The sequence below is a fragment of the Acinetobacter sp. CY05 genome (genome assembly GCF_059515805.1).
Genome location: NZ_JCAKMW010000003.1, coordinates 143,245 through 161,534, shown reverse-complemented (window position 1 = coordinate 161,534; position 18,290 = coordinate 143,245). Strand labels below are relative to the sequence as shown.

23 protein-coding genes are annotated in these 18,290 nt (G+C 42.0%); all 23 read right to left on the bottom strand.

Translation table 11 applies throughout. The annotated features are described in order from the left end of the window. Positions 1-281: 281 nt before the first annotated feature. A complete protein-coding gene (locus AC5YCD_RS04735) occupies positions 282-1,208 on the bottom strand; it encodes a hypothetical protein (RefSeq protein WP_496128923.1) in 927 nt (308 codons plus the stop codon). A gap of 1 nt (position 1,209) precedes the next feature. Further along, positions 1,210-2,925 (bottom strand): hypothetical protein, encoded by a 1,716-nt coding sequence (locus AC5YCD_RS04730; RefSeq protein WP_496128922.1) that lies wholly within the window; start codon positions 2,923-2,925, stop codon positions 1,210-1,212. A 59-nt stretch (positions 2,926-2,984) separates the two neighbouring features. Then, positions 2,985-3,842 carry a phage/gene transfer agent baseplate hub protein gene (locus tag AC5YCD_RS04725; RefSeq protein ID WP_496128921.1) on the bottom strand — a complete coding sequence of 286 codons (858 nt, stop codon included), beginning with the start codon at positions 3,840-3,842 and terminating at the stop codon, positions 2,985-2,987. After that, positions 3,839-4,468 (bottom strand): DUF2460 domain-containing protein, encoded by a 630-nt coding sequence (locus AC5YCD_RS04720; RefSeq protein ID WP_496128920.1) that lies wholly within the window; start codon positions 4,466-4,468, stop codon positions 3,839-3,841. Before AC5YCD_RS04720 ends, AC5YCD_RS04725 begins: the two co-directional genes overlap by 4 nt. Next, a complete protein-coding gene (locus AC5YCD_RS04715; protein WP_496128919.1) occupies positions 4,468-6,897 on the bottom strand; it encodes a hypothetical protein in 2,430 nt (809 codons plus the stop codon). The genes AC5YCD_RS04720 and AC5YCD_RS04715 overlap by 1 nt, the downstream gene beginning before the upstream one ends. A 91-nt stretch (positions 6,898-6,988) precedes the next feature. Further along, the gene (locus AC5YCD_RS04710) at positions 6,989-7,351 is read right to left on the bottom strand and encodes a hypothetical protein (protein ID WP_496128918.1); all 363 of its coding nucleotides are present in this window, start codon (positions 7,349-7,351) and stop codon (positions 6,989-6,991) included. 50 nt (positions 7,352-7,401) lie between these two features. Further along, a complete protein-coding gene (locus tag AC5YCD_RS04705) occupies positions 7,402-8,193 on the bottom strand; it encodes a phage antirepressor N-terminal domain-containing protein (RefSeq protein WP_496128917.1) in 792 nt (263 codons plus the stop codon). Between the two features lie 346 nt (positions 8,194-8,539). Beyond that, positions 8,540-8,746 carry a hypothetical protein gene (locus AC5YCD_RS04700; protein ID WP_496128916.1) on the bottom strand — a complete coding sequence of 69 codons (207 nt, stop codon included), beginning with the start codon at positions 8,744-8,746 and terminating at the stop codon, positions 8,540-8,542. Further along, positions 8,727-8,984 carry a phage tail assembly protein T gene (locus AC5YCD_RS04695; RefSeq protein ID WP_496128915.1) on the bottom strand — a complete coding sequence of 86 codons (258 nt, stop codon included), beginning with the start codon at positions 8,982-8,984 and terminating at the stop codon, positions 8,727-8,729. The genes AC5YCD_RS04700 and AC5YCD_RS04695 overlap by 20 nt, the downstream gene beginning before the upstream one ends. A 50-nt stretch (positions 8,985-9,034) precedes the next feature. Then, complete coding sequence (locus tag AC5YCD_RS04690; RefSeq protein ID WP_180045033.1) at positions 9,035-9,421, bottom strand: hypothetical protein; 387 nt, start codon at positions 9,419-9,421, stop codon at positions 9,035-9,037. Between the two features lie 74 nt (positions 9,422-9,495). Then, positions 9,496-9,957 carry a hypothetical protein gene (locus AC5YCD_RS04685; RefSeq protein ID WP_496128914.1) on the bottom strand — a complete coding sequence of 154 codons (462 nt, stop codon included), beginning with the start codon at positions 9,955-9,957 and terminating at the stop codon, positions 9,496-9,498. A gap of 8 nt (positions 9,958-9,965) precedes the next feature. Then, positions 9,966-10,331 (bottom strand): hypothetical protein, encoded by a 366-nt coding sequence (locus tag AC5YCD_RS04680; protein ID WP_496128913.1) that lies wholly within the window; start codon positions 10,329-10,331, stop codon positions 9,966-9,968. Next, on the bottom strand, positions 10,318-10,800 hold the full coding sequence (locus AC5YCD_RS04675; RefSeq protein WP_496128912.1) for an HK97-gp10 family putative phage morphogenesis protein: 483 nt from the start codon (positions 10,798-10,800) through the stop codon (positions 10,318-10,320). The genes AC5YCD_RS04680 and AC5YCD_RS04675 overlap by 14 nt, the downstream gene beginning before the upstream one ends. Beyond that, positions 10,797-11,123, bottom strand: a complete 327-nt coding sequence (locus AC5YCD_RS04670) for a phage head completion protein (protein WP_496128910.1) — start codon at positions 11,121-11,123, stop codon at positions 10,797-10,799. Before AC5YCD_RS04670 ends, AC5YCD_RS04675 begins: the two co-directional genes overlap by 4 nt. Positions 11,124-11,130: 7 nt before the next feature. Next, entirely contained in the window at positions 11,131-11,370 is a 240-nt protein-coding gene (locus AC5YCD_RS04665; RefSeq protein ID WP_496128909.1) for a hypothetical protein, read from the bottom strand. Then, positions 11,371-11,667, bottom strand: coding sequence for a head-tail connector protein (locus AC5YCD_RS04660; RefSeq protein ID WP_496128908.1), 297 nt, complete (start codon positions 11,665-11,667; stop codon positions 11,371-11,373). Between the two features lie 70 nt (positions 11,668-11,737). After that, entirely contained in the window at positions 11,738-13,057 is a 1,320-nt protein-coding gene (locus tag AC5YCD_RS04655; RefSeq protein ID WP_496128907.1) for a phage major capsid protein, read from the bottom strand. 68 nt (positions 13,058-13,125) lie between these two features. Continuing rightward, a complete protein-coding gene (locus tag AC5YCD_RS04650) occupies positions 13,126-13,800 on the bottom strand; it encodes an HK97 family phage prohead protease (RefSeq protein ID WP_496128906.1) in 675 nt (224 codons plus the stop codon). Between the two features lie 37 nt (positions 13,801-13,837). After that, positions 13,838-15,109, bottom strand: coding sequence for a phage portal protein (locus AC5YCD_RS04645; RefSeq protein WP_496128905.1), 1,272 nt, complete (start codon positions 15,107-15,109; stop codon positions 13,838-13,840). Beyond that, positions 15,106-16,866, bottom strand: coding sequence for a terminase large subunit (locus tag AC5YCD_RS04640; protein ID WP_496128904.1), 1,761 nt, complete (start codon positions 16,864-16,866; stop codon positions 15,106-15,108). Before AC5YCD_RS04640 ends, AC5YCD_RS04645 begins: the two co-directional genes overlap by 4 nt. After that, positions 16,863-17,342, bottom strand: coding sequence for a P27 family phage terminase small subunit (locus AC5YCD_RS04635; RefSeq protein WP_496128903.1), 480 nt, complete (start codon positions 17,340-17,342; stop codon positions 16,863-16,865). The genes AC5YCD_RS04640 and AC5YCD_RS04635 overlap by 4 nt, the downstream gene beginning before the upstream one ends. Positions 17,343-17,429: 87 nt before the next feature. After that, entirely contained in the window at positions 17,430-17,936 is a 507-nt protein-coding gene (locus tag AC5YCD_RS04630) for an HNH endonuclease (protein ID WP_346763171.1), read from the bottom strand. 73 nt (positions 17,937-18,009) lie between these two features. Continuing rightward, the gene (locus AC5YCD_RS04625) at positions 18,010-18,201 is read right to left on the bottom strand and encodes a hypothetical protein (RefSeq protein WP_075167504.1); all 192 of its coding nucleotides are present in this window, start codon (positions 18,199-18,201) and stop codon (positions 18,010-18,012) included. Positions 18,202-18,290: the final 89 nt, after the last annotated feature.

Below are 18,290 nucleotides of genomic sequence, written 5' to 3'. Positions count from 1 at the left end.
GTGTTAATTCGTCACTGCATCTGGAAGCGTAAGAGCTACACCGCCAAAATTCAGACTACCTCCATTTCGCGTATTTAGATAAACTGACACATGTTCCAAGATCGGTCGAATGTCTTTACGAATGGAATCAATTTTCCCTTCCTACCCATCATTGCTGTACGGCCTATTTTCAGGCATACACCCCCCTAAATTTTGGCAATAAAAAACCACTCAAACGAGTGGCTAGTTTTTGGCGGCTATAGCAATGAGACAAGTCCACCATAGCTGCGCTATTTTATTTATTAAGCTTTTTTGCCAAGCGCAGTAAGCAGAGTTGTTATTTCTGCATATAAGGTTGTCATTTGACTATCGCTTAAATACCCTGACGTAACACAACCAAAGCGCACTTTGCCACTATAGCCTGTCGATGTACCTGCACCGTTTGTTGTATGCGGCGCATTACGACCAAAAAGCGCCAACTTAGTAGCAGGGCTTTCGCCTACGTTTGCGAGTTTACCTGGTGAAAATGCTGACGCGACACCATTAATGTAATTTTTATACTTGACAGATACCCCCGCCACATTTTCAACTGCGTTAAATCCGCGCAAGCCCATTGTATTATCAAGAGCTACCTCTATAGTTTCCGAGCCTAGCGACATTGATTGTCTGCCTGTCTCCTGATTAATAGCGAGTTGTGCTACTGGTCCTGCTACTGTTGTACCAAGTATCGCACCCCAAACAGGCTGCCAATAACTTGCTGCAACAGATGCCGCTTCTCCGAAATAGCCGTGAAATCCTGCGTTCGGGAATATTTTACCAATAGACAACCCTGTGTTGACCATCGGCTGATTTCCTGCTGTAGTGGCAGCCGTAACTTTTTTACCTAAAACTTTACCGTTTACGATTTCAAGCATTGAGTCATCAAAGCCATTCATCGCAGTCATTATCTCACCACCTTCGTAAGCCTTTAACTTTACAAGCGTACCTGCGGTATTTTTGCCCATAATAGGGTAGACTTCATACACTTTATCCCAGATATCTGCGGATTTAAGGTTGTTTACAAAAGCACTAAGGGCGTTAAATTCGGGCTTAGTGACCACGTAACCTGTCGCACTCATATTGCTTAAAAACCTAGAAATCTCTTTGCTTGTTTTGCCGTAATCGCTGTAATACTCAAAGCGGTTATCAGGGTCATTCACTGCTATGTTAGATTTTAAGATGTGAGCCATGTTATTTAATCTCCAATATTAAGTTATATAAATCAATTTGCCCTGTTCCCGTACGAGCTACTAGCATGTCAAAATGTACCTCATTGCCCTCTACTTTTTTAAGCGTTAAGCTGCTCCTGTAAGCGTTATCTGTATCAATATCTAGCTTAGGAAGTGATTTATAATTCCAACCATCTGACGAGTACGCTATGTATAACTCATTTGCAGAGGATAACCCTGTAGCGCCTACATTGATAAGCTGTAAATGTATATTACCAACCGCAAGGGCATCAATATGCCACGGTGTCTGACTGCTAGACCACGCCTTGTCTGGGTACTTAACAAGGGTTTCCAGCGAATACGGCGTATATTTACCCGTCACTTTATCTGCTGTGCGTCTAAATACACCACGACCTCCATAATCAACAGTATACTCAAGCTGAGGGTGCGAGTCGGTGAGGTCAACATAGTGCCAATAATCCCCTTTTTTATAAATAGCAGGGCTGAGAATACCGCCATCTGTCGGCTCGTTAGCCGAGTTATACATCACGATACGTTCAGACCAATTAATACCGTCGCGACTACGCTTAGCGACAATAATGTGATTTGAGCCTATAAAGTAATTACCCCGATATATGCAATACAACCAACCATCGTCATCAAGCGCTAAGTGGCTATCAGACCACCAACTGCTATTATCTTCGGGCTTATCTAAGCGACCTCCTGACGGCTCAACCCATGTAACTAGGTCATTACTCGCCCATACATGAGGGTTTTCATAAGCTGCTTGACCACCAATCACACCAAAAGTAGGTGTGGCTGTCAGCCAGTACATATAGCCGTTCCAACCTTGCGGTATATAAATCATTTTTGGGTGAGTTAGTCCGTCACCATTGATGGCTATATCAGGGTCAGTGGTGCGACCTTTTGCGATTGTATTTAAGCTCAGCTTTTTAGAAACTAGCTTACACGATTTAACAGTGACTATATCGCTAACAGACTTTAGAGGTGATTTTAAGGGTTCGCTAGTAGCAGCTTCTGCAATTTTATCTTTCGGGTATCTATCACCATTCTTATCTATACCGTCAATAATTTTATTATTTGCGTCTAGTAGCAAGTATAAAAACTCACTATCAATGTTTTCCTGTATCGCATTAATGCGATTTTTGGTTTGAGCGGTCGGGTAAAAATCAAGCTCACCTGCTTTGTCAATAAAAGCTAAAAGCTTGCCGTCTTTATCTGTAAAGCCCTGTATGATTTCGTCATCAACAGTCTTTGTCACAATCTCAGACACTGCATTGTCAGTATTTACTGCTGCTGCGGTAAGTGTAATTGACTTTTGCGCGTCTGTATAAGACTTAGCTTGCGTCAGCGGATCATAATCGCTCTTAGTCAAACTTGTAGCACCAGTAGTCGCCTTATACCATGTACCACCATTAGCAACCTCACCAATATCCACTTTATCCTTAACTGTAATGTTAGCAATATCAGCTTCTGCAAGAGCTAAGGTTGGGTAGAATTTTGAAGCGCCATTGGTGAAACCTGATAAAGCATTATCAACATAAGTCTTATCTGCTTTTGGTGTGATTTTCGCGTTCAGATCAGCAGATACATTGCTTAGATCTGCCTTTGTTGGAACTTCAACACCTAAATAATTTAACAGCTTTTCTTGTGCTTGCTGAAACTTACGCTGAGTAATATTGGTACCAATAAATTCAAGAATATTTGGTAAAGGCATTTTTCTAACCCCATAAAAAAACCCGCATATAGCGGGCATGGATTGAAGATTAAATTTGGTTAAACTGCAGTTTCTGGTACCGGTATAAATGGCGCACCACGGAAACGAGCGAAATTGTTAAAACGGTTTTGGCAAGTTTCTAAACGTTTATCACATCCTGGATAAACTTTGATTCCTTGCCCTGCCTGTGGTGCTTCCAACAACGGCAAAGTCAATAACAAAGCCCCTGATTCATGCAATCTTACGGTACGTTTCAGACCTGCATTGCCACCGTCCAAGAACTCAATTACGCCTTGTGTGAACCATCCCTGTGGTTGATTCACTTGGCATAAAATTCGTGCTGCAGTACTGCCTGACTCAATTGTTGTTTCAACCATGAAGTTTTCGCGCAGCAAGCCACACGCACCATCGAACAACGTATTTGAACAACTTGGCTGATACAGATTTCGTGGCATTTGCACATTCAATTCATCCAGATCTGATGCAACACTGGCTTGAATTGAATTACGATCTAAGTCGGGCTCAATGATTCGACCTTCGAACAACTTAATGGTGCCGGCACTGGTGTCCTTTGGCATACTCATATCCATAAATATGCGCTCCAACTTAAATCGAGCACCATCTAATTGACCATTATGAAACGCTTGAACAACATTAATGCCGTTCCATTCATTATCATCAATACAATTAATGCTGATCGATAAGTTATCCACCTCTATTCCGAGTGATAAGCTAATTCCTTCACGGCTGATAATGGGACCATCTGATTTGTATACATGACCTCCAACCACAAGGTCAAAATCATAATTAGTATATCGGTAAACATCGCCTTGCACCGTTGTAATGGTATAGAGATCGGCCATGACAAACTCATTTTCTTCAAGCAATGCGATGAGTTTTGAAGATGCTGCTCTCATACTTTATTTCCCAAAGATCCAATTAAGGTAACTTCACCTTTCCATAAACGATAACTAAACAGCGTAAAAGCTTGGCCATCATCCGCAAATCGGCAACGATAATAAAAAGTACCTTTTGCTGTTACCTTGTCCCCTGCAGCCAAAGGGACCGGCAACGTTAATACTCCATTTTTTGAAACGCCATATTGCATGTCCCACATCCGTGCCTCTAGATCGGTCCACATTGGCTTGTCTAAATCCTCATCCCACATCAGCGGATCTTCTGTTTCAAATATTTCAGTATTACCTAAAGGGATAACGCCTTCACCAGACTTTTTATAAAGCTGAAAAGTATCAGTTTGATCATCACCTACGAATGTACATTCATATTCATTATCCCAAGGCATTTTGAACAGAAACGAGTCAAAGGCACCGCGACGAGCAATAAAGAAATCTTCAATTGCTTGCAGTTCGCCCTTTCGTTCTTGAAGCCCTGGCAAAGTCAGTGAAAACTCATATTTCGGCACAGCTTGATAACTTGCACGCAGTTCACGACCATTCACCGATGTCATAATCTTGGTATTAAACATCGGCTTTCGCGTCAGGTCATAACCAATTCTTAAGTCTGGAAATAAAACATCAGACATTACGCTCTCCCAAAATTACGCACATGTTTTCGGACACTTCCTGCAACGTGACGGCTGTTCTTTTTAAGAACACGTTCGACACTCTTACCATCCAAAGCGTAAATATTGTTTACTTCAGGTTGCATCATTGGCATATCGTAAGCAGGTTCACGATTAGTTCGACGGATCTCATCGAGCGTGTTATCAAGTTTTGATGATGTTTGCTCTTTAAGGACACGTTCGCCTTTGTCGAGCCACCAGCTACCCTCCTCTGGAATTCGATCAATACCATCATGCGCCATACCTGTTGGCTGGAATGAGACAGATCCGATTGCAGCTGCTTGAGCCATTTGTAATGCCACAGCACCCGCTGCCAAGCCTGGTGCAATGAATGGACCGACCACTGGAATCGCTGAAGCCGATGTCATTACTGCAGAGAAGGTGGCAGGCGCATTCATCATCACTTGAGCAATCGCCATGGCTTTTTGCACGGCAAACATGGCTTGATAAGCTTTGGAGTTTTCACCAAAGACTTGAGCCATGACACCAGCTGCTCCTTGGACATAGCTCATGCCCCATTGAAGCTGTAAAGATGCTCTTTGCTTGTGATATTCCTGTTCACTAATCAACTTTTGATCTAATGCTTTTTGAAGCAAATCGACATCTTGTTGATAATAATTTTGCTCACCAAATTGACTTTGATAATCAGACCAAACACTTTCACGCTCTGCATTTTGTTCAACACCCTGCTGAATATTTGCCTGTTTAATCAAGGCATCTTTCATTTCAGGTGAATAACTTGTCGTGTTGAAAATTTCTTCACGTACTAATGCGTAATATTGCTCAGCGTAATCTGAGGCATCCATCCAAGTCTTTCGAATTTCGAGCAGTTGCTTCTGTTGCGATATTCTTAATTCACGGCTCTCAATTTCAAATTGTTCACGCAAAGATTGAAGCTTGGCTGCACGTTGTTCTTTGGTAAGCAATGCATCAGCCTTAATTTCTTGCTCTTTAATGTTGTATGAATAAGCTAGCTTTTCATTTTCACTGAACCTATGTTCAGCTACTTCCCAAGCAAATTGCATTTCTGCAAGCTTTTTCTCTTCATCATATCGAGCCTGAGCAAGTGGCACATATTGAGACATCCCATTTGCTTTTAATCGCTCAATTTCCTCAGCAAGTTTTAGGCTCTTTTGATCATCAGCCGTTGAATATTCATAAAGAATACGTTTTTGCTCTTCTAAAATACGGCTTTGTTCACGGAGCGCTTTAGAATGACCACTCGATGCTTTTGCTGCCTTGTCTTGCTTTTCAACCAATTCGCCAAGTCCAGCATTCACACCACCTGTTGTTTTCTCAACACTACGCAAAGCAGCCATCTGTTTGGCTGTCGTTGAAGCTGTGCTATTACTAATTTGATCAAGTTTGGCAGCTGCTGATTGCATCGTTGCATCCAAGTCAGCAACCATTGCATCTTGAATCGCCTGTGTTTGACTGATATTGCCTGTTAAGATCGCGCCTGCAGTTGCAGCTAAGCCACCAATAACCTTACCAACAAGTTGAACAGAGGTTGCAGCACCAATCGCTACTTTTGCGACAAATCGAAGCCCATCGGCAATACCATTTGCAACGTCAGTAAACTGTAAACCTTGCTCAGATCCACTGAAGAATGCTTGAGCAATATCGACGAATGCAGGAATTACAGCCTGCATCAGCTGATTTTTAGCACCTTGTAACTGTAAATCGAGCAAATACATTTGCTCTTTTAATATCTTCGCCTGAGCAATGGTTTTATCGCTCATCACGATGCCAGCACGCTCTGCTGCATCGGAATAAAGCTGCATGCCCTCTCCACCATTGATCAACAATGGAATGAGGTCGGTCATATCTGAAGCCATCGACTCCAGATAGAATGACATTTGCTGTTGCGTTACCCCTGCTTCTTCGAGTTTATCAACATACAACTGAAGCGCTTCAGGACCTGAAAGTTTCTGCATTTTCAGAATCAACTTTTCAGCTGCTGCTGCAGATCCTTCAGTTTTGACTGCGATTTGTTCAAAGAAATCGACACCACCACCGGCACCGATAGTCGTCAATTCACCCAGCTTTTCGTTGAAGTCCTTCATCATGTCGCTGAGTTTTTCTTGCTCAATGCCATAAGCCTGAGCACCCACCGCCATTTTTTGGAAATCTTGAGTTGTTGTATTTGCACGGAATGCAAATTTTTCGAGTTCAGCAGCCTGATTCGCTGTTTCCCAAGCCATCGCTCCAAGTGCCACTGTCGCTGATGCTGCACCGGCAGCAACTGCAGTACCCATGACTTTTGCACTGGATTTAATTTTGTCAAAGGTTGATACAGATGTTCGCTGTGCATTCTGCAGATTTTGTTCAAAGTTTGCTGTGTTTGCATCCAGCAAAATCTGAATCCGACTTAAAATATCACCTGACATAAATTTCACCCATAAAAAAACCCCGCCAGAAGCGAGGTTTATATAAATTTGTTACTTAGATTAATTACACACGTTATTCCGTAGAGTCAGATTAATTACAATCGCGTTTTAAAATACCTTTAGCCATATCAGCTTTCGCTTTATCTCCTTGTCTATTGTAAAAATCTAAAAGATCTTGAGAAGCTTGGCACTTTGCATCTAAATTTTTTGACTGCGTAGCATCTGAGAATTTTTGCATCAAAATATCTTCTTCCGTGAGTGGTTTACTACTTTGAACCTTTGTAGGTTCAGGCTCAGGCGAAAATAATGAATAGATACCTGCAATCGCCAATAAAACGGCTAAAAACATTACAAAACGAGATGTTTTCTTTGGCTGTTTTGCCCCACAATTTGGACAATTTTCAGCTTTATCACTTACTGGTGAACCGCATTCTTTACAAGGTTTAAGCGCCATTCTAACCCCCTATATTTATAAGAGGTTAGAATATAAACAGTTTATAACACTTAGTTCAAGCGACTTTGCATTCGTTGTTTAAGCCAAATAAAGCCATCATCCGTCAGTTTAATCCGATCTTGAACACCATCATCGAATACTTCACTGTCGATTAAAGCCAGTCCTAGACGCTCCCCTCGTTCAGTCACAGACCAAATCAAAGGCGCACCACTGACATAAGGAACCCGACTATCAATAATATTTTCGCGTAATAATTCCTGCTCAATATCTACAATAGACACTTTCAATAGCATACTTGCTTCAACAATACTGATTGAGTACTGGCATTTCTTCCGATCAAATTGACGGCACTTATCTTCCATACTGCTGATCTTATCGCGCAATTGGTCAATCATGTCATCATACTGTCTAAACATACGATGATAACGCTGAGCCATGCACTCATGAACGTCCTTGCTAACATAATTGTTTAGATTGATAGCTCTCGCAGGTTTTGGCATAAAGTGCTTATACAGCACGTCATAACACTCAAGCTGATACTTGGTCAGCGTATCTTTAATTTCAGGCTTGACCTTGTTGGCATCAACACCCATTAACCAACCGTTTAACATGCTAAATGGTAAACAGATAACATTACGAACTTTTCCATCTTGTGCAACCATGTCCATTATGGACATAGTTGAATTAAGCACATGATTTCGTTTGATTCGTTTAAGCTGTGCTTCCCATTGCAAACCAATGTTTTCACAAACTGGTTTCATAGCGACAAAAGGCTTATCCCCGACAAAGTAGACAGGGATCTGTTGATTATTAAATTTTACGATTTTTGATTTAGCATTCATGATGAATACTCCTTGTGATATAGGAATGTTCACCACCTTCATGAGACCAATCAATTAGGGTGGCGAGTTAAGTAGGATTGGTCTTACTAGTCACAAGGTTCTAGCGCACCGAAGTGCTCCTACCCAACCCGCCATAACGGGCAACTTTTTACAGGTTGCAAAAAGCTTTAGGCATTAAAAAACCGCGAATGCGGTCATTTGACCTTGTGATAAATTGGAGACCAATCCAAATACTAGATTTTGCTAGTACTTTTTTAGCCTACCGCTAAACCCAAAGTATTATCAATGCCTAAAATGGTAATTTACTCAACCAAAAGGTAATTTAATAGGATTATTTTGGTTATTTTTAACCATCTTTTTGCTTCACAACCGTAAAATGCGAATAATGACCCACAAATGAACGATCTTCGATACTGACTTGCAGACGTTCATCATCAATCAATTTATCCACGACATATTGTTCGTCATCGGGTACCCGAAACTTGTGACGGGCAAACAGGTCAGGAATATAAACTTCATCACCGACCTTAAAATTATGCTTTTGACTTGGCACTTAATGCTCCAAACACTGCTTTGATGTTACGCATCGTTTGCTCAATATCAGGTTCAGGCTCTGCTTTATCGCGATTGAACACAATGAAATCACGACGCGTAAGCTCATTTTTCACTTGTAAATCAGCAAGTGTTTTACAGACATTGGCAAATAATGCATCTTCACGTAGAACACCGATTGGCTCGAATACTGAAAATGCTTTCCAGTACTCGAATTCCTCAGCACTCATACTGCTCATCAACTCGTTTACGGTCCGACCCAACCGCAGTGCGAGCTGAAACATAAACATTAGCTCTGGTCGTTCGCGGAGTTTTTTAGTTCTTCAGGCTCCACCTCTTTGTTGGCCTGCTGTGCAATCATTTCAGGCGTTACACCAATTGCTTGCAGTGCCACTTTGATCAATGGATCTGTCACGTATGTTGGAAGGTTATTAATATCGTCCAACGATAATTTTTTGAAAATATGTTCTTCAGTTTCGGGGTCAAATACAGTTGTTTGCAGTAAAAGTGCATTGCCTTTCGAGTCTTCAAGGCTTTTACGCTCATTAAAATATTCAGCACGTTGTTTCATGGTTAATGAAGTTAGGACACCAACACTTCCCACATCTTTAATTTCAACAATTTGAGATTGTTTTTTACCAACTGTTGCCAAGAATGCATTTACTAAATTAGACATGATTTCCTCTCATTTTTTTAAATAGATAGAATGAAAAAACCCCGTCGAAACGGGGTCTTTTTGAAAGGTTAAAATTAACCGGCTGCAGTAAGCTTTGAAACACCATTTTCAAGATGATCCACTGCACCAGAGATCGCAATTGTCAGCGCTACACGGTTTTTCTTGGATGCTTCGCGCGATGGTGCAAACTTGGTAATTGATCCGCAGAATTTATATGAAGTTTTAGCTTCATCTGGTAGTTCAATTTCCCAATCAAAGCAGTCCCCATCAATGAACGCTCGTTCCAATGTCACTTGCTGATCAGTATTGGTACGCTGAAGCAAACCAAGTTCAATATTGCCGTAATCAATCACACCAGATGCCAGTTTTTCAGCGAATTTTGATAAAACCGAAGTCACATCATCCGTTGAACGTTCACCAGCTGGCAAAGGCAGATCTAAAATATCTGCAATATACGTTTTCGGTGTAAAAATACCACCAGATACATTTAGTTTAATTCCCTGGGAATCTACTGTTCCCGCTGCGCAATCAGTCATAGTGTCTCCTAACAACTGTTATCAGATTGAGTCATGTAAAAATCGATTTGCTGACAGTGCAGCAAGGTTTCAGTGTCATGTGATCCACGCTCACCAACTGGCGTGCATTCACAGTACGGATTCTGTTTTGAAAATAATTTTTTAATCTGCTTGGCACGCTGTGATGCTTTCAATTTTTCATGGTGATAGACATTCACTTGCATACGGACATAATCGATGCCCGTCCAACCTTTCACATCGTTTTCCGGTATCGTGCTGATGTCCTGAAAAGTGACATAGCCATCTGTCAGGTCCTCACCTGCAGCAATGGGCGCAGGTCCACACTTAAATCCAGCACCACTCAGCAGTGCATAACAAATTTCAATCGCCAGCATCCCCATTTCCTCCCGCACTTGCATTTCGACGTTGAACAACATCATCAACATAACTGCGATATCGGTCTTTGAATCGCTGTAATGCTTCTGTTTTTTTTGCATCAAAACCCGGACGGATGAAAGGAACAGCCGCCATTGTAGGTGTCCCATACTCTAAAAAACGCCAATAAAATGCCTTGTTATATTTTATTTTGAGTGCCACCCCACGGCTTTTCTCAAGCTTCACTCTTTTTCTCGAAATCGCTTTTTTTAAACCTCCAGGCTTAATTTTATCTTTTCGACCATTTCGATAGCGGATATATTCTGATTCAGCCTTAGGTGCTAAACGCTTGACTTCTTTCACCATCGGACTAAGTGCATAACTAGCAGCATTCATTACATACTGTTGTTGCTTCCCTAGACTCACTAATCTCGCAAATTGCTTTGTAAGATCGTCTAAGCCTTCAACTTCCACAGAAGACTCAATCATATTTTCCCCACGGCACACATGATGCGATGCTTAGCACGACTGACAGGCAAAATACCCGTAATCGCATAAATGTTTTGGCTGTCTGCATCACGCAACTGATGTTCAGACAACAAATCTGGAAAATCTTCAGGTCGGTAATTGATCTGAACGACTAAAGCAGATCCCATTGCACCAGATGATGAAAATGCTGAAGTACTGACAGGAACTTCACCACCGTAAAATTCACCGATCTTGTTCCACACCCATTTTTTTTGACCTGCACTGTCTTTTTCTTCAGTACGTTGCAGTACTTCGTATAAATGGTCTAAATCACCTGATTGCATAAATCACCTATGGCTTTTTCGGTGGACTTGTCGTTACATCTGGTCCCGAAATGATCGTTGGTTTTTCATTGACATAGATTTCGATTGGTCTTTGAAAAACAATAATTGCCTCATACCATGCATTCTTAGGACTTTGGAAAACGTGCATGCTTTGAACATCGTGTCCACTGGACTGAAGATGACAATTAATTGAAAGTTCAATGCCTTCTATTGAACTTTCATAAAAACGCTTTACATAAGTTGCCATTTAGACCCCCATTTTGCGGTATGGCAGCATGTACATTTCAACTGCTTGATTGACGTATAAATTGACTTCCGTTTGACCTGCTCGGTTCTCGTACATATCCGTGATGATCAACAAGGCTGCAATGGTCAAATCTTCATGCAACTTACCTTCGACCAGTACTTCCTCAAGTGGTCGATCTAAGAAATTTTGAATATGTTTTAAAGCTGCTTTGGTGAGTAATCCGATGTAATCATCATCACGGCCATGTAGAACACGTAACTGCTTTTTGACAATAGCTGGGTCAATTAAATCACTCATAAAAATAGCCTTTTTGCGACACGAAAAGAGTTAAAAAAAGCACCCCGAAGGGTGCTTTTTATTTCAGAAATTAGCCTTCACCGACTGGAGGCGTTACTGCAGGGATTTCAGGTAAATCACCAGCGACACATGCATCAGGCAATACAACTGCGCCAGAAGCACGCATTTCTGCCAAAATTGTCACTAAGTTTTTGGTTACGTTGTTGCCATCTTCTGTTGATACAGTCACAGCAACATCTTCACGGATTAAACCGTCAAAACCAATCGCCAAGTTACCTACCCAATATTTTCCTTTAGGCATTGAAGCTGCGAAAACGACTGGTACACCCCAAAGTACTGGCTGAACTGCTGCACCTGGCGCACCAAATACATAATGGCCATCTTCACCTTTGATACGCTCAATTTTGCCCCAATCTTCTGGGTTTAAAATGATGCTGTCAGGTAACAAATAAGAATCAGCTGCTTTATATTTCGCTTGGTTCAACACATCAATTGCTGTTGCATCTGCTTCTGCAGTGATTTCAACATAGTTGTCTTCTTCAAGCAGACCACTGAAGCATTTAGGATTCTGTGGTGTTGGTGTATGACCATTGACAACAAAGTATTCAAGCTTTAAACGCACACCGTAAGTCATACGGGTTTCGATGTAGTTTGCAAGCCATGTCATATCTGCGAGAACTTGCTTAGATGCACGAATCCAGTGTGCAATCGTACCGATATTCAACTGAACTGGACCAAATTCAAGATCAGATTCTGCTTTGTCAGTATTTTCAGGTGCAATATCTGCCATGATTTCGAAAGCAGATTCACGGAGGAATACAGCCACATCACCATCAGCTGAACCCCAGTTGATTAAATCAATCACTGATAAAGGTGCTTGGAACGATGTACGAGACACATCATTTTTTGCCAACGATCCATTGGTACCTAAGCCTGCCAAGGTGATGACGTTACGAGCATTGATCCCTTCAAAGACCACTGATTCTTTTTTCTTACCTGAGCGAGTTGCCATTGTTTTGGCAAATTCAACAGCATCTTTATTTCGGATCAGCGCTGCTGCAATGGTGTCTTGTTCAGACTTGCTACGCTCATGAACACCATCGACCAGTTGCTGCTGAATTTCTTCAATTTCTCCAGCAAGCTCGGCAACTTTCTTGGCACGAGCTTCCAAATCAGTTTTTAAGTCATCTGGTAAACCATCAAGTGCTTCTAGTTTAGATTTATAACGTTCAAGTAATTCGTCAAACTGTCCAACTCGATTGCGCAACTGAACAGCGAGTTGATCAAGCTGTGAAGTATCACGAGTTTGCAAATTTGATAATGGTTGCGCCTGTTGTGTTGCTGCAGTTGCCATAGCCATTGCGATAGCGGTTTTTAATGGTGCGTTCATAATTTTTTCCATGCATAGAAAATGAAAAACCCGCCTGTTTAGAGCGGGTCATGTTTAAAAAAATTGCTTTATGCCTTATCAAGAAACTCGAAAGGATCTTTAACCGGATCAGACTTTGGTGGAATTTCTTCAGGCTGTTGAATACCAGACAGTCGAGCCATCAGCTTTTTGGCATAATCACCAACAAGACCAACGGATCGCAATAATTCTTCAGCATCATCTGCTGATTGAATTGCTTCAATTGCCTCTTCACTGATAATTCGTGCTGCACCGTCAGCTGGCTCATCCACGATACTGATTTCATAAATATCAGCACGTTTAATTTCGATATAAGTGCCTTTATCTTCCATATCCATCGATGTCGGTGGATAGAATGCAATCGAGAATCCATCAATCGTGCCATGCAACACCATTGCTGCCACATCTTGAGCGATTGCCAGTCCTGGTGTCAGTTCGATCTCAAGGTATAGACCTTCTTCATCTTCTTTTAAGACGGTGATCTTGCCGACACGCATTCCCATACGGGAATCAACGTAATACAGTCGCCATCCATGGTTGTAATAGCAATGAACTTTCTTCGTACCAGCTGCAAACGCTGCACAAACTTCAGCAAAAGCACCACGAACGAATTTTTCACCGTAATAATTGATTGAATCCCATTTGACAGCGTAACCGCTAATCTTTACCACACCTGTCTTTTCATCTTTGTCGATAAATCGACAGTTATCCACAGTAATTGGCATGCGCCGACATTGAACTTTCGGCAAATTTGGCAGTACTTTATTCCGTACTAGCAGGTTTTGATTCATCAGCTTTCGCTCCATAATTGCCTTTTTTCATACGTTCGGCAGTAGTCATATTCACAGGAACCAAAATGAAGTCAGAGTTTTTATCAGCGACTTCCCCTTCTTCCATTTGGATTTGATACGGACTCGCTTGACCTGACAGGATTCGATCTTTATTCGACTTAATCCGCTCAAGATAAGAAGCTCTCAACAAGTCTTTGGTCTTAAATTCGAACTCATATTCATCCCATTCATGCCGTTGCAATAGATGAATCCGCGCACTTTCTTCAATACGCTCTAAATAAGGACGTAATCCAAATTTATGGAAGCCATCGACCAATTGTTCGATACCACTGCCCCAAGTCGTACTGGAATCTGTACTGAAAATTAGAATTGGATTGACACCAAAATAGCGACAAGATTCTTCGACTGATAATCTTCGAATTTCAATCAACTCAAGGTCTTCAGGCGTTAAGCTAATTTGCTCGAATTGCATATTGCCTTCGAGTACTGCTAAATCCCCATCATCGCCATTGATCAAAATATCCAATTCACCACGCAGCGCATCACGCTGTTCTTTTTTCAGATATTTTTCAGTTTTCAATGCCCCTGTCGGCTTAGCACCGTTTGACATTAGACGCGATGTTTTATCGACACCAGCAAGACCAACGCCAATCGATTGCGCACCGTATGCAATAGGCGACATCCCTACAAAGCCAGTGCCAAATAATTTGATATGCCAAATTTCTTTGTCACTGTACTCATAGGTTTTATTGCCAATCTTGCATTTATACAAAGGCGTACCATTTTCTTGAATACTTGGGTCCACAGATCCTGTGTTGATGACTTGCAGACTGACTAGCTTTTTGCCCGAATAATCCTTTTTGACGTATGCATTACCGGCAACGAGGTTCAGCATTAACTGTTCAAAAAATTCAACCCGTGTCTGGTATCGGTTCGGCTTGTTGTATAGCAGCCGAATCACATCATGATCTTTAACTTGAGTACGTGTACCATCAGCATTGAGCTTGTACATCTGCAAAGGCAAGGTGGCCACAGATTCAGTCAAGATTTTTACACAGGCAAATACAGCACTGAGCGTCATCGCACTGTCAAATGTCACAGGCTTCGCTGTTTTAAAACTAGAACGGGGACGATCCCAAATGACCGTCCCCGTTTTGTCTTGCATTGGTCCAGTTCCCCGAACCTTCAGCTTATCGCGATTGGTTTTATCACGAATTTTTACTTTATCGCGTTTTTTACTCATCGCTTCGCTACCTTAATCATGTCATTCAACCAGTCATCAATGTTTCCATCTTCTTCACCTGGTACCAAGTCGAAAACGTCTAACTTATCCCAAAGCATTGCCCGTGTAGCACCAATAATCGCTGCCACAGCTGCGTCAATTTTTCGTGCTTTATCAGGCTTACGTGGGAAAATATGAGTGTTGGCATCTTCTTTAACTACGATGTTACACATACACCACTGCAATACAGGATTGCCATCATGATGAATCCGACCATCGCGAATCAGTTCTTCTATCCAACGCATACCAAAGCTTAACGGATTTACCTGCTGCCGAACTTCAATGGCTTCAATATCACGCGCAATCAGATCTTGAGCAAACTGTGAGGCATTCCACGGGTCAAAGCCAATTTCATAAAATGGCGATTGCGCATGGCTTTCCACAATATCTGTGAAGATTCGTCCAAAATTGGTGACGTTCCCTGGTGTCTCGATTAAGTACCCATCTTCGACCCAATCCAAATACTCATCAGGACGTTTCTGACCATCCGTTTGCCGTCTCTGATTCACAACATGCTCATTGATGTATTGATGCGCAAAAAGATACCAATGCACACGACCATCAATCAGTTTTGGATACCACTTCACATAACCTGCCAAGTCCATTTTGCTTGCCAAGTCCAAACCACCAAAAGATATACATCCTTTGAAATGATCCTCAGTGACGTTCGGATCTGCCAGCATCTCCCATTCACTCGAAGCAATCCAACTGTCTGCACCTTGCACCCATTCATTCAAACTTTTCTGTCTGAATCGGCTTTCTTCAGCAGCGGTTTTGATCTTCTTGTATTTGCCTTGCAAGTAATTGGTATCAAAAGCAACGCCCATACTCGGATTCGCTTTTGGCCAAACATCAGGATTGCGCCAATCGTCACCTTTATCGATGGTGAAAATGATGCCGAAATAACGCTCTAAATGATCTTTACCATACAAAATATCGACAACTTTGCAGCGCTCACGCCAACAGACCCCAATTTTATTACTGCCTGCTGTGGTAATACCCAAAACTAAAGGCTCACGACGAGCAATGACACCATCTGCCATGATGTCGTAAGTTTCAGAATCCTTATGAGCATGGATTTCGTCAAGAATCGCACAATGGACGTTTTTACCGTCTTTACTGCCTTCTTTGTCTGTCGCAATCGGACGGAAAATACTGTTATCGTTGCCAGTGGTCGAACGAATCTCATACTGCGTCGTTTCAATACCAAATGTTGCTCTTAATTCAGCATTCAGCAGTACCATCTGTTTGGCATCCTGCCACACAATTTTTGCTTGGTCATAATTGGCAGCTGCTGCATAAACTTCAGCACCCGCTTCACCATCACCGCATAACATGTACAAACCAATGGCAGCAGCAAGGGTCGATTTGCCGTTTTTCTTAGAAATTTCGACATAAGCATCAGTAAAACGTCTGATACCGTCCTCATCTTCCCAGCCGAAAATGTTGCCAACAACGAAAACTTGCCATGGATCTAAGATGAAATGCTTACGTGCTAAAGCACCTTTCCAGTGATGCAAATTTTCAATGAATGAGCACACATGATTCATGCGCTCTTCACTGAATGAATATGGAAAATCGTGGTCGTTTTCTTGGCGTTTTAAATCATTTAGAAAACGTTTTACTGCTAATTTTTCAAACTTTCCCGCAATTCGCACACCTGTTTGCACGTCTTTGCAGTACTGGTGCATGATTTCTAAATAATTTCTTTCGCTCATGATCGTCTACGCACTGTAAATTGACTCTCTGTTTTCTTTTGTTCAGGCGTTTCAAACCCAAGACCCAATTGCTGACTCTTATCCGTCTGAGCACCACGCATCCCACTTCGAGAAGCAGGAGTCAGCCCAAATTCTTTGGACAGTCGCAAAATGTCATCATGCAGTCGGTTCCGTAATGTGAACCACACGGATTGAACCTTAAATTTATTTGGTGTCTCATCCACGAAGTCATCGACGGTCTGCAACTTGGCCAAGACAGCCTCATAGTCAGAAATATTTCGACAGAGCAATGTAAACGCTGCTCCATCTACTTCACTCAGCAGACCAACTTCAACAAGTTTTGGTCCCAACTCTTCCCAAACTGCATTTGCAACTTTGGTCAAGCCTGCAGGTTTAGGCGGGATTTTCGCCTTTACTGCTACCTTCGGTTGCAGTAGTTCAGATCCAGCTTGGAATGTGAAATCTCTATCGGTCATAAATCACCTCTGATACCCCCCTCCCTTTTGATTTTTTCTCACGGAGAGAAAATTTCATGGGGGGGCGGTCTTTAGCGGGAGGTCGGTTTAGACTTTTGACCCCATATCCCCTTGAATATTTTTAAAATGTGAAAAATGCAGTTGCTGTATCTTCATGCCGTTGGATACTTCGAGAATCTTTTCATTGAGCACATCGAGTACTTCCCATTGATCCTGATCAGTACAACCAAGTCGGCTGAGGATCACATCATTTGCAATGGTCACTGTGTCACCAACTTTGAAAGGATTCATTCGATCAGGATCTATCACAGGCTTGTTCACTACTGGCATCCAAGCACCACGATCCTCTGATGCAGTCTTGATGTTATGGTGTGTTTCACATAACGGTTGCCAGTTTGATTTGTTCCAGAACAGATCTTTATCACCCTTGTGTGGAATGATGTGATCGACCACCGTTGCTGGCATCACATAACCTTTGCGACGACACTCAACACACAGCGGATGTTCCAACAAGAATTGGTCACGATGTTTTTTCCACTCGGCATCATAGCCACGTTGATGTGCAGTCCCGCGATCACGATCACGTTGCTTCACTCTGCTCTGATGTTTGTCGCAATATCCTTTGTTCGATGCAAAGTCCTTACAGCCCGATGATAGACATGGACGCTTAGCTTTCTGTGGTGCTTTGTTCATGTTTCACCGGAGTAACTTTGATGGAACGTTTAATAATTAATTCACGCAGTTTCTGTGTTGCTTTCAGTTGAATGATCTTGTCCACTGCATGAAGCGCTGTGAGCAATACCATTCGACGTTTAGGCATCTGCACTGAGATGCGAACGATCATCTGATTGTTTGCCATGCGGTCATCCTTAAAAAAAAGACTGTATGCCCTGCCCCGCGCCTGACATACAGCCATAAAAAAAGAGCCTCTGGGGAGAGACTCTTAAG

Coding starts and splice junctions, on each gene's coding strand:
- AC5YCD_RS04735 (WP_496128923.1), bottom strand. CDS start 1,208: ATGGCTCACATCTTAAAATCTAACATAGCAGTGAATGACCCTGATAAC.
- AC5YCD_RS04730 (WP_496128922.1), bottom strand. CDS start 2,925: ATGCCTTTACCAAATATTCTTGAATTTATTGGTACCAATATTACTCAG.
- AC5YCD_RS04725 (WP_496128921.1), bottom strand. CDS start 3,842: ATGAGAGCAGCATCTTCAAAACTCATCGCATTGCTTGAAGAAAATGAG.
- AC5YCD_RS04720 (WP_496128920.1), bottom strand. CDS start 4,468: ATGTCTGATGTTTTATTTCCAGACTTAAGAATTGGTTATGACCTGACG.
- AC5YCD_RS04715 (WP_496128919.1), bottom strand. CDS start 6,897: ATGTCAGGTGATATTTTAAGTCGGATTCAGATTTTGCTGGATGCAAAC.
- AC5YCD_RS04710 (WP_496128918.1), bottom strand. CDS start 7,351: ATGGCGCTTAAACCTTGTAAAGAATGCGGTTCACCAGTAAGTGATAAA.
- AC5YCD_RS04705 (WP_496128917.1), bottom strand. CDS start 8,193: ATGAATGCTAAATCAAAAATCGTAAAATTTAATAATCAACAGATCCCT.
- AC5YCD_RS04695 (WP_496128915.1), bottom strand. CDS start 8,984: ATGAGCAGTATGAGTGCTGAGGAATTCGAGTACTGGAAAGCATTTTCA.
- AC5YCD_RS04690 (WP_180045033.1), bottom strand. CDS start 9,421: ATGTCTAATTTAGTAAATGCATTCTTGGCAACAGTTGGTAAAAAACAA.
- AC5YCD_RS04685 (WP_496128914.1), bottom strand. CDS start 9,957: ATGACTGATTGCGCAGCGGGAACAGTAGATTCCCAGGGAATTAAACTA.
- AC5YCD_RS04680 (WP_496128913.1), bottom strand. CDS start 10,331: ATGCTGGCGATTGAAATTTGTTATGCACTGCTGAGTGGTGCTGGATTT.
- AC5YCD_RS04675 (WP_496128912.1), bottom strand. CDS start 10,800: ATGATTGAGTCTTCTGTGGAAGTTGAAGGCTTAGACGATCTTACAAAG.
- AC5YCD_RS04670 (WP_496128910.1), bottom strand. CDS start 11,123: ATGCAATCAGGTGATTTAGACCATTTATACGAAGTACTGCAACGTACT.
- AC5YCD_RS04665 (WP_496128909.1), bottom strand. CDS start 11,370: ATGGCAACTTATGTAAAGCGTTTTTATGAAAGTTCAATAGAAGGCATT.
- AC5YCD_RS04660 (WP_496128908.1), bottom strand. CDS start 11,667: ATGAGTGATTTAATTGACCCAGCTATTGTCAAAAAGCAGTTACGTGTT.
- AC5YCD_RS04655 (WP_496128907.1), bottom strand. CDS start 13,057: ATGAACGCACCATTAAAAACCGCTATCGCAATGGCTATGGCAACTGCA.
- AC5YCD_RS04650 (WP_496128906.1), bottom strand. CDS start 13,800: ATGCCAATTACTGTGGATAACTGTCGATTTATCGACAAAGATGAAAAG.
- AC5YCD_RS04645 (WP_496128905.1), bottom strand. CDS start 15,109: ATGAGTAAAAAACGCGATAAAGTAAAAATTCGTGATAAAACCAATCGC.
- AC5YCD_RS04640 (WP_496128904.1), bottom strand. CDS start 16,866: ATGAGCGAAAGAAATTATTTAGAAATCATGCACCAGTACTGCAAAGAC.
- AC5YCD_RS04635 (WP_496128903.1), bottom strand. CDS start 17,342: ATGACCGATAGAGATTTCACATTCCAAGCTGGATCTGAACTACTGCAA.
- AC5YCD_RS04625 (WP_075167504.1), bottom strand. CDS start 18,201: ATGGCAAACAATCAGATGATCGTTCGCATCTCAGTGCAGATGCCTAAA.